This is a genomic window from Bacteroidia bacterium (assembly GCA_025056095.1).
Taxonomy (GTDB): domain Bacteria; phylum Bacteroidota; class Bacteroidia; order JANWVE01; family JANWVE01; genus JANWVE01.
On the sequence record JANWVW010000078.1, the window covers coordinates 1 to 11,483 of the forward strand.

Here is an 11,483-nt window from a genome sequence, read left to right on the forward strand (position 1 = left end):
CTTGTACTTCAAACTTAAACAAGGTAAAGACATAATTGCTTATGTTATCTGCGTGAGGGGCATGGAGCATGCCCGTTAGGGCAGTACGAAGCGCAGCGAAGTACCGAAGCGAAAGCGTAGTGCGGAATGCCCCGACCCTTGCGTTAGCAAGGGGCACGCCCAAAAAATCAAATTACTTAAACAAATCAATACATCCGAATTACATGCCCTATTGATATAAGTTGAAGTATTCAAACGATAAAACTGTATTTGACTACCAAAGTCCCTACCAATAAGATATAGCTCAACATAATCGTTGAAATTGACGCATATTTCCAAAAGGCTACATTCTTTTTCCGCTGCAAATACACAGCTAATAGAACTTTTTCTAATAAGTACGCTATAACCGTAGCTATGGCTACGCCGTACATTCCCCAAAATCGCGCTAACACAACAGATAAAACCACATTCAAAACTAACTCTACAGAGGTAATAACTAATTGCACCTTGTCTAAACTCAATCCTAAAAGCACACTATTTGAAAAAATAAAACGGCTTACTACTATCACTAACATGATATCAAATACAATACTACTCGCCAAATACTGCGCTCCATATACATATATGTACAAAGGTCTGGACACACAAATAAGCAGCACGCTAATAAACGTCCCTACAACTAAGTATTTTGTACTTTTTTTCTTAATAGCAAGTAAAGTTTGTTCAAAATGGCTATCCGTAGAAAGAGCCACTTGCTGGGTTGCCCACAAGGAAATTCCATTAGCTAATATGACAAAAATAGGCAGTTCTCTTGCCCCATACCTAAATTGAGCTAACACTTCTTTGCCAAATAAAAAGTCAATCAAAAAGCCATCTATGTATTCCGCACTTCCCCCTATGGCAAAAGTGAGCATCAACCAAGACAAACTTTTCAAAAAATCAAAACTCAAAAACCTCAAACGAAAAGATACGCGTACCAAACAAAATATGCTTCTTAAAAACAAGCTTGCTATCCACACACTATAAGTGATCCACAAAGAACGAAAAAAGTAGGTTGTAGCTATCATAAGTACTATCCATAGTCCATAAAATATAACACTGTAATATATCAAAGATTTACTTTGCTGTTGGGCAATCCAGTACATTTCTATCAATGTCCCAAAAGGATAAAAAAATATGTACAAGGCTGAAAATAAGTAGACTTTATGCCAAAAGCTGTACACCAATAAGATGATACCAATAGATAACGAAGTTAATAAAATGAAACTTGCATACTCATCATAACTGTAAGTTTGTTTTTTGAGGAAGTGCGTTTGTACGGCTTGCAGCCAAAAAAAAGTACATACATTTGCAATAAGAAGGTTCTTTTCAATAAATCCTACTTCGGTAATAGAAAAAGTGCGGCTAAATACCCAAAAAACCAACAGCGTACTACTAAACCTGATAATTTGATAAATCTGAATACTGCTAAGCATGCACGTTTAGCCGTGCAATATACAATTTTAATTTTTTACCGCTGAATATCAAATAAATACAAGGTAATCTCCGTATTTCGTTTCTTATTTTTTCAAAAAGTCCTATATTCGTAATATGTATAAGCTGGCTTACCTATTTGCTTTGGGGACTATTTTTTACTACATTGGTTTTGCTCAAACTGCTTTGGAAAACAAGCTAAAAACTGCATCTGATGCTGAAAAGATAGAAATTCTACACCAGTTGGCTAAAAATAATGTAGAAACTAACCCCGAATTAGCCCTGCAATATGCTATGCAGAGTCTTGAAATAGCCAAAAAACTAAGTAATCCGCTTCCAATTGCACAAAGCTACGCAGTGGTAGGCAAGGTACAAGCTAGCGTAGGTAACTATGAAAAAGCAATAGACTATTACGAAAAAGGTCTAAAAGCCTTAGATAAAAATGAAGAACCTTTACTTACGGGGCAAATTTACTACCTAATAGGCAAGTCTTACGAAGATCAAAAAGAGTATAAAAAAGCTGTGTCTAAATATGAAAAAGCAGCCAAGTATATTGAAAAAACTAATAATCCTAAACTCACAGGCGACTTGAATATTGCTATGGGCAATTGCTCTGCGGATAGGGGAAATCTCAAAGATGCTATCAACTATTACAACAAAGCTATCACTAACTATCAAAATGCAGGCGAAAACGCAGCTTTGTATCAAGCTTATAACGCAATTGGCGTAGCTTATCTAAAACAGAGGAATTCCAAAAAAGCTATCGAATACTTTACCTTAGCTCAAAAAGGAAATACTGACAAAGAACAGCTTACTCTTGTCCATGCAAACATTGGCGATGCCTATAAAGATGACAAAAAATATAAACTTGCTGAAAATGCATACAATCAAGCTTTACAGTATGCCAACTTAACTAAAAAACCTAGCTTAATAGCCGACGTTTATTTTAGAATGCATAAAATGTACGAAAAAGCAGGTGATGAACAAAAATCTAAGCAGTGCTACGAAAAGTATAACGCTATCCACCAAGAAGCTCAAAGTAGAGAAACTGCTTTGAAGTTAGCTTTGCTCAAAAGTCAATATGAAGAAATTACAAAACAAAAAGATGAGGAAATTGCTCAAAAAGAGAACGTTATTCAAGCTCAGCAAGGGGAAATTACTCAATTAGAAAGTGAAAAGAAGCTATTAGAAGCCCAAAAGCAGCTCAAAGAATTGGAGGCTAAAAGACTAAGGCAGATAGGAATGTACTTAATTGCCGTAATAGCCCTGTCTATATTAGTAGTAATTTTAATTGCTATTGGATACCGTAACAAGCAAAGAACCGCACGGATACTTGCTCAAAAAAATGCGGAAATTACCCGTCAAAATGAACAAATTACACAACAAAAAAATGAACTTGCTCAGGCTTACAAAGACTTACAAGAAGCCCAAGAAAAACTCATTCTCGCCGAAAAAATGGCTGCTATGGGTAAATTAGTCAAAAATGTTGCGCATGAAATCAATACCCCCATAGGTGCGGTCAAATCTGCTGTCCAACTCTCTCAACAGTCTTTACACCACTTAGTAGAAAAATTACCTGAGCTCTCTACACAGAACTTATCCCATATTCAACCCCTTTTGAACCGTATTTTACAAGCTAATGCTACGCAACTCTCTACTCGCGAAGCGCGCCAATATCGTAAAAGCATTGAAGAAACTTTTCAAAGTGCAGGTATAGATAATTCAAGTAAGCTAGCTGATGAATTAGTTAAAATGGGCATCATTCCCCCCGTAGATGACCTTATTCCTGTATTCCAAAATGGCTACAATCTTCAAGTATTAGAATTAGCTAAACATATCGGCAGCATAAAGGCTAACACAGATACCATAGAATTAGCCAGCGATAAAACTAAAAAAGTTGTATCTGCGCTTAAATTATTTATTGGCGAAGAAATTCAATCTACACCTCAAACCTTTTCTATAACTCAAAGTATTGATGAAGTGCTTGCTATTTACAACAATTATCTAAAACAAGGTATAGAAGTAGAAAAGCAGTATGAAATAAACCCTATCTACTCGGCTGATCCCGAAGCCATCAAACAAGTATGGACGCATGTAATATTCAACGCTATTCAAGCTATGGAAAACAAAGGTAAATTAACTATCCGCGTTTTTGAACAGGATAAAATTCTCAATATCATTTTTACAGACACAGGGCACGGAATTCCCGCAGATATTTTACCTCGTGTATTTGAACCCTTCTTTACTACAAAAATAGATGGTTCAGGTGTAGGATTAGGCTTATATCTATGTAAAAAAATAATAGAAAAATACAATGGAAAAATTGATATTGCATCAGAACCTGGTAGAACCGAAGTGCATATTCAGCTACCTTTGAGTGCATAGATAAATTTCATCTTATAGCTTAAACGTTAGTGTACCGCAGATATTCCAATTTCTCGTATTAGGCTGGTGATAGTTTAATCGCCACCACATATCTATGCGCAGCACTTTGAACAAATTTGTAATACCCACTCCTGCTTCCATGTAAGGTTCTCTAAATGGGCTTTGGATAGGTAAAAATTGAGTTTGGTCAAAATAAACATCTCTGCCCATAGCTTTTTGCAGATGTTGCATTTGAACACTGCCCGAAACTATCCTAAACCCTGCTACGTTCCGAAGCTTATACCGGTTAATCCAAGGAATACGGTTAAAAAATAATCCCCCAAAATCGTGGTCATAGTAAAAGGTAGCATATTCATCTGCTATAAATTCGTAGTAACGCATAACATTAAAATGTTCGTTGTATGCAATAGTTTGGTTACCGCTGAATATCATTAAAAGAGGATAAGGTAAGTGATTACCTATAATCTTACCTGCGGTAACTTTCCAAGTTCCTTTTCCCCAACGTTTGAGGTTAACTTCGTCTAAAATCTGAACCTGAGTATGAGCATATTCTACATTACTGCGAATAACTTTGGGAATAGCATACCAAAAATTCACGCGTATTTTAGGATATTTAGACTCACCTACATTGATACGACCTTTAGGAGAAGTAATATAAGGTTGTGCAAAAACTAATTGCCATTGAGTATGTAGCACACATTGTTCAAATTCAGGTATGGCTAAATTGGGCATATAATTTCTATTCCTCACCCATCCATATTCAGTATTATTGACTGCATTATGAAAAGATTGATAATTCATTTCTATTTTGCCCTTGATACCATTTGGAAAGCGAGTAGAAATTCCCCATTGATAGTCAAAAACATAGTTGTATTTAGCATAGTTGAGTTTAGCAATCATAGAATAAAGTGCGTTGATGTTTTTATTCATCATTTTCTCATTACCTATCATTACACAATCAAAACGATGCTGGGCATACATTTTTAGCCGATACTTTTTAGAAAGGCTGTACTCTGCTTTAATGTTCCATTTAGCTTTTTCATCGGCAAACCCCCAACGAGAGAAAGCACTCAAATTAAGTTTTTTTGAAAAGCTTTCACTTGTACGCCAAAACAATCCCATAGAATAGCCTTCTACTGCGTTAAAGTCCGTATTTTCTAAATCTAACCCTATGCTTCCATACTTAAAATGAATAACCAAAGGATTTAGGTTAGTTTGAATTCCCTGTTCTGATGTACCTTCCGACCCACCTGCGGATATAGAAAAACGCTTATTTTTATATTTTAAGCTATCGGGAGAGCGCGATAAAGAATCTTGTACTTTCTGAATAGAATCCGCCTTTTTATATGCTTTGCGTTCTATATCAGCAAGCTCTACTTGTCTATTTTTTTGCCAATATACACTGTCTTTATTCATAGATTCTTTCTCAAATCGCATCAATTCATTGTTAAAAAAGCGCTTTTGCATTTGAGCAGGAAATTGATAGTCCTTGAACCGTGCTAAGCTATTCGCACGCCCCTTTACAGTCAGAATTCCTAAGCTAATGTCAAAATCAAAATCGGATATGCTTTCCGAAACTAGCCACAAACTATCTACCAAAGTATATTGCTGACGAACATGAAAACCCGTTACAAAATTGACGTTGATAACTCCAGGATTGACTACATCTATGTACTGTAAAGCATACGTGTCTGCATCAATGAAAACTGTACCTTTGAAAGTAGGTCCTGTGTTAGTAATCGGTTCAAAGTTAATTTTGTACATTTTGCGCCCATTTTGATAAAAAGAACCCTCTAGCTCGTAGTTGTAATACCACAAAGCCCCATCTGCAATTGGGCTAACCAAACTCAATCCTATCACTTCTACATTGTTCTGATAAAAATTTGTTTGTAGCAAATCAAATGAAGGGAGCATACTAAAAGACTCTTTGCTTCCGCTTACCTTAGTGGCATGCACAATTTCTTTGTATTTATTCGGCTTTTCAAAATATGTAGTGGAGATATTTTCTAATACAAAGGCATTTAAGTCCCTTTTCTTATCTAAATACACGGTTTTGTTATCTTTATTTTTGTTCCTTTCTGACTTAGTTTCAGGTTTTTGTATGGCAGCTATCATCCTTGCAGATAGACTATCCAGCTCTATGAATACCTTAGAGTATGAACTCGCCTGCCAACGGTCAATTTTAGCATTATTCTTTGACTTATGTTCTATGGCTTTTTTGATAATCCGAATAGCGGGATTATCTTTGGCGTTTACTACAACTTCTTTCATCTCAATTACATTTGGATTAAGGAATACATTACACTCTGTTCTTGGAGATTTGAGCGATAAAGTAATTTCTTGAGTTCGGTAACCCATAAAAATGAACTGCAAGGTAACTACGTTTTGCTGTGTATTGAGCACGTATTCGCCTTTTACATTGCTGCTTGTACCTATGGTAGTACCTTTTATTTGTACTGCTGCGTAAGGAATAACTTCTTTGCTAACACTATCTCGGATAGTTCCGTAAATAGTGTAGGTTTGACAATATGTGTGGGCTATTGTAATGCAAAAAAAGAATACAAAAAGTAGGTGTGTTCGCCAAATCATAGACAAAAGTACAAATTTTCTGAACCTAAGTTTTAGAACGGATAGCAGTAAAAAGTCTGTATCAAACATGCTGACTTTTCAAGTCTATTGACTAAACATTATGTAGGGGTTTGCTAAGTTATGTTTAAGTTTTTTATTTTTTTGGGCGTGCCCTTGTGGGCGTTTCGCTGCGCTCATGCCCACAAGGTCGGCGTGCTTTGGGCTACGCTATCGCTTCGGTGCTACGCTTCGCTGCGCACCGTGCTGACGCACGCCCTTCGCATGCCTCACGCAAGGGATCTCTGAAACCATCGTTTCTCTGTGTATTATGCAAAGTTTTAGCTTGTAAGTGATTGTACTTCAAGCTTAAACAAGGTAAAGACATGATTGCACAGGTCATCTGCGTGAGGGGCATGGAGCATGCCGTTAGGCAGTACGAAGCGTTAGCGAAGTACCGAAGCGAAGCGCAGTGCGGAATGCCCCGACCCTTGCGTCAGCAAGGGGCACGCCCAAAAAAGTACTAAAACAAAGTTTCTTTTTATTTATTTTGTTTTTCAATGGTAAATATCTATCCTTTGCACGCTTGGCGGTATAATACTGCCCAACTTGGTAACCTAAATAAACTTTGCTCCCCACTTTTTGATGTTATCACACCCGCACAAAGAAAACAACTTTACGAAATTAGTCCCTATAATTCTATCCATATCTCTGTACCTCGTACTACTCCCCAAGATTTACAGTCTATCATCTATCAATGGAAAAGAGATAAAATTATTTTGAAAGATGTATTGCCTTCAATTTACGTGTATTATCAATATTTTTCTTTGCAAGGCAAAATACATGTACGAAAAGGCTTTATCGCCAACTTACAACTTAACGACATTGAAAAAACAGTACTACCTCATGAAAATACTCTACTTGACTCTGTTATAGAACGAACAGAAGTACTGCACTACACCCAAATGAACGTTAGCCCTACTCATGGCTTATATTCAGATCCCCAACATACATTAGAACCTTTGTTAGATAAGTACATGCAAAATCCTATTTATCGCTACGTGGATTATCAAGGTGTAGAAGATAGAATGGCTATTATCCAAGATGCTAAGGATATTATTTTCATCATGAATCACCTTAAAAATAAAAATATCTATTTAGCTGATGGGCATCACAGATATGAGAGTTCCATGCGGTACTACATTCAGCAAAAAAAGAATAATCCATACCATACAGGCAAAGAAGGCTATAACTATCATTTAATGTACTTTACTGCTTTGGAAAGCGAAGGCATACGAATACTCCCTACTCATAGACTGCTTAGGAATGTAGATGAAAAAGCTTTATTACAACAAATTGAACCTTATTTTAACTTGCAGAAAGTAGACAACTCATCTTTACTCTCTTGGCAAATACAAGGTCAAAAACATACCTTTGGGATAATCACTGCACAAGCAAAGTACATTGCTCGGCTAAAAGTGGATATAGAACGAATTATACCTCAAAAAATGAATAGCGTACTGAAAAATTTGGATTACACTTTGCTGCACTACGGTATTTTTGAGAACATTATGGGAATAGACATTGAATCGCAGCGATCTTGGCAAAATCTTTCTTTTTTGCGAGATGAGAAAGTAGTAGCACAAAAAATTCATTTTGGCGAAGCTAATATTGCCTTCATCATGAATAGCGTGTCAAAAGAACAAATGCAACAAGTTTGTGAATCAGGACAAATTATGCCTATGAAATCAACCTATTTTTATCCCAAAGTTATTTGTGGTTTTGTATTTGGTTCTATTGACGAACAAGATAACCAATCTCCGTTTATGACACAATTTCATATAGGCACAAACTTTGCGTAAATATGTTCTTAATGTGTTGGAAGTATGAAAGCAGGTTTTGACGTAGGAAGCACACTAATCAAAGCAGTTTGGCAAGAGGATGGTCAATGGCAGTTTGACAGTACAGCTCATCAGCCTTTGGACGTTTTGTTACGTAAGTTACAAAAAAAACGAATTACGCAGCTGCACATTACAGGTATTGGGCTAAACCATTTACCTTTAATCAATGGTTTTGAGCTGCGAAAGAGAAAAGGTGATGCCATTATGGCAGAGTTGCTCAATCAAGTGGCAGGTGTGAATTATTTGCTAGCGCAGCAAGGTAAATCTCATGTTCAAGATTATTTGCTGGTTTCCATTGGCACGGGGACTTCCTATACGCGTGTACGCGGGGCAAGCGTACGTAAATTTCCATTGGGCAATGCACTTGCAGGAGGTTTTTTGTACGGAATGAGTAAATTTTTGGGCTATGCTCATTTTACAGATTTTTTGAATATAGCCAAAGAAGGAAAATTAGAAAATGTAGAGCTTCTATTGAAAGATAAAATTGCCGAAACGGCATCTAAGCCAGAAGGGAATTTATTAGTAGCTCATTTAGCCAAAGCACAACCAGATACCCCAAAATCCGACATCCAAATCGGTTTTTTGAATATGATTGCCATCGGTGCTATCCGAGATATTATACTGATAGATCTTGTTCCTGAATTTTCAGGTTTCAAGCAAGTGGTTTGTATTGGTTCTAACATAGAAAATGACAGCCCATTAAAGTCCTTGCTTTTACAATATCAAGATTTTATGCAAAAAGAATTAGTTTTTGTGCAACACGGCGCATACGCAAATGCTTTGGGTGCTTACCACTTGGATGGAAAAGATATGGATATTATAGAGTAAAATTGTTGTCAAACTTTCATTCTATTTTTTGTACTATCCCCGAAATAAGTTTTTGTTCTTTGTTAACAATTATTTCTGCGCCTTCCTCAACTATGATACGGCTTTGATCATTTGCTACAATTTTACCTTTATGGATAATAAGTTTTGCACCTGAGTGAATGTACAAAGTAGATTGATTTTGAAGTAAAATTTTACTGTTTTTTTCTAATACAGTGATTGAACCTGCATTCAAATGTAGTTCAGTTAGTGGGGCGTAATCTCCGCTTTCTTTCAGTTTAACGCCACAAAGTGCGCTTTTGCCTTTGTCTAACAAAATAGTTCTGCGAGGTAAAAGGTGAATTTGTTCCGTAGATACAATTTTACCACACCAGCGAACATTATTTCGGATATCAAAATCATCAAAACGAACTTCAAGTGTAATATCTCCATTTGAGTTTTGGTCTATTATTCTGATAGCTAAACCATTGAGATAAATGTAATTCCTTTGAGGATTTTTAGGATAAGGCAGGTAATATCTTGCAAAACTTGCTGTACTAGGGTTTGTATCCATACTTATTCTATCTCCTTTTTGCCATGCATCTAGTTCATCACCGCGTTGGGACCATATTACGGTATCAATTCCATTGACCTGCTTAATATACACAGGGCATAATTTCAAAACTCCGCCAATTTCATGTTTTTGTTTGTCAAAATCGTTGAATCCTGTCAGAGGATTAGGTAAAGCAGGAATAAGCACATGGGGCTCTTGACCGTAGCAAAATCTACGAATATTTCCTAGTTCATAGTCAAAATTACCTTCGGCGGATAAAAAACGAATATGATCTTCCACAGGCTGCGCATGCGGATTGGTTAAGCTGTTTCTTCCAATTTGTTGAAAAATGTATATTCCTTTTTTAAGGTTATCGGGAAATTTGAAATTTCCTATATCGTTGCAGTACAGAGGTTCAAAATTTTTTTGGTCAAAAACGCTTATTTTTTGATGATTTTCTAACCAAAGATATTGGTCTTGTATGCCCTCTACTACATTATTTTCATTTTGGACAGGTATATTTGGCAATTTAATTCGCAGCGCATCCCCTGTAGTAACAAAGTCCCGCAGTGTGATAATTTGAGTTCCTTTACTTTTATCTATATCGTAAAAATTTCCCAACCAGCCCAATCGCCACCTATCCCAAGCGTTTATACAGTTGAACACGTCGCTGCATAAGGCACCTAAAAGTCCCCAGCCTGAAGTAGAAGTAAATCGAAAATTATATTCGCCGCGAGCATCGTTCCAACTGTGTGCGCCCCCTGCACTATGATAGCTATTATCGCCCAACAAGTTATGCCCAAATTCATGCGTCAAAAGCATGCGCGGATAAGTTTCAGAAATTCCATTTGCCAAAGTAAAACCATTTCCAAACTGTTTACCTGATATAGTTCGGCTGCATGTGCTTACTACTCCGCCTTGCGAACCTACAAACTTAGTATGCTCCCCATTGCGATAGATAAAAAAAACAAAATCAATAATTCCATCTTTTTCTTTCTTTTTAGGTAAGTAGGGACTACCGTTGCTCCATATATCCATTTTGTCAAAGTTTATAGTGGGCGGATTAGGTTTTTTTAATCGTGCTATGATGCTATCAATAACTATTCCGTTAAGTTCATAAAAAGAATTGATATCTTCAGGTTTATGCACACGAACTAACTCTGGATAGCTTTCTCCAAGTACACAAAATCGCCCCAAGCTCATTTCTTTGAAAAATTGTGTATAGTTATGAGGGGCTTTGTTTTGGTTAGGTGCTTCATCTAAGAGCCACTTTGAATAAGGGGGAAGTTCATTTACCTTCCAATTTGGATTTTCATAGTTAGGTAAATTGTCAATTTGAGCGAATATTGCCCACACGTAAATGGTGTCTTTGGGCATAATAGTCCATCCATTGTAGGTATGTTGCTGTGCGTGTAGGCTGTTCCAAAGTACAGTCCAAAGTAGTAGATACCTACATAGCATCAAACAAAAATACGAAAATAAAACAGTGCAGCAGAATAGAATTCTATGCGAGATTGTGTGATAATTTTATTTTTTTGGGCGTGCCCCTTGCTGCGCAAAGGTCAGGGCATTTCGCATGTAGCCCGCAGCACACCGACCTTATGGGAATGATTGCAAGCGAAACGCCCACAAAAAGGTAAGCTAAAAAAATTAATCCCTAAAAATTAGAAAAAGACTTTCATATTTCATATATAGAAAAAGTAGGCTTATACCAATATGAGTGACATTTTTTAAGTTCTTAATAGTAGATACAAAAAAACTGTACTTTTGTACAGTATGAAAAAATAAATGTCTTTTCATTGTTGAAAGACACAGTAAATAAG

Annotated in this window: 9 protein-coding genes; 5 read left to right on the top strand and 4 right to left on the bottom strand. The window is 36.5% G+C overall.

The features are described 5' to 3' along the window. Positions 1 to 230 precede the first annotated feature (230 nt). On the bottom strand, positions 231 to 1,454 hold the full coding sequence (locus NZ519_07285) for a polysaccharide biosynthesis C-terminal domain-containing protein (GenBank protein ID MCS7028557.1): 1,224 nt from the start codon (positions 1,452 to 1,454) through the stop codon (positions 231 to 233). A 115-nt stretch (positions 1,455 to 1,569) separates the two neighbouring features. Here NZ519_07285 and NZ519_07290 point away from each other — a divergent pair, with 115 nt between their 5' ends. Further along, positions 1,570 to 3,837 (top strand): tetratricopeptide repeat protein, encoded by a 2,268-nt coding sequence (locus NZ519_07290; protein MCS7028558.1) that lies wholly within the window; start codon positions 1,570 to 1,572, stop codon positions 3,835 to 3,837. 12 nt (positions 3,838 to 3,849) lie between these two features. Here the strand turns inward: NZ519_07290 and NZ519_07295 are convergent, their stop codons facing one another. Next, the gene (locus NZ519_07295) at positions 3,850 to 6,426 is read right to left on the bottom strand and encodes a DUF5686 and carboxypeptidase regulatory-like domain-containing protein (protein MCS7028559.1); all 2,577 of its coding nucleotides are present in this window, start codon (positions 6,424 to 6,426) and stop codon (positions 3,850 to 3,852) included. A 155-nt stretch (positions 6,427 to 6,581) separates the two neighbouring features. On the opposite strand from NZ519_07295, the gene NZ519_07300 reads away from it, so the two are divergent. Genes NZ519_07300 through NZ519_07315 form a run of 4 tightly spaced genes read left to right on the top strand, consistent with a single transcriptional unit; the run spans position 6,582 to position 9,131 of the window. After that, positions 6,582 to 6,758 (top strand): hypothetical protein, encoded by a 177-nt coding sequence (locus NZ519_07300; protein MCS7028560.1) that lies wholly within the window; start codon positions 6,582 to 6,584, stop codon positions 6,756 to 6,758. Next, the gene (locus tag NZ519_07305; protein ID MCS7028561.1) at positions 6,759 to 6,929 is read left to right on the top strand and encodes a hypothetical protein; all 171 of its coding nucleotides are present in this window, start codon (positions 6,759 to 6,761) and stop codon (positions 6,927 to 6,929) included. It abuts the gene before it with no gap. 33 nt (positions 6,930 to 6,962) lie between these two features. Continuing rightward, entirely contained in the window at positions 6,963 to 8,264 is a 1,302-nt protein-coding gene (locus NZ519_07310) for a DUF1015 domain-containing protein (protein MCS7028562.1), read from the top strand. Positions 8,265 to 8,288: 24 nt separating this feature from the next. Then, complete coding sequence (locus NZ519_07315; protein ID MCS7028563.1) at positions 8,289 to 9,131, top strand: hypothetical protein; 843 nt, start codon at positions 8,289 to 8,291, stop codon at positions 9,129 to 9,131. 16 nt (positions 9,132 to 9,147) lie between these two features. On the opposite strand, the gene NZ519_07320 is transcribed toward NZ519_07315, so the two are convergent. Next, entirely contained in the window at positions 9,148 to 11,121 is a 1,974-nt protein-coding gene (locus NZ519_07320) for a hypothetical protein (GenBank protein ID MCS7028564.1), read from the bottom strand. A 43-nt stretch (positions 11,122 to 11,164) separates the two neighbouring features. After that, on the bottom strand, positions 11,165 to 11,290 hold the full coding sequence (locus tag NZ519_07325) for a hypothetical protein (protein MCS7028565.1): 126 nt from the start codon (positions 11,288 to 11,290) through the stop codon (positions 11,165 to 11,167). Positions 11,291 to 11,483 lie beyond the last annotated feature (193 nt).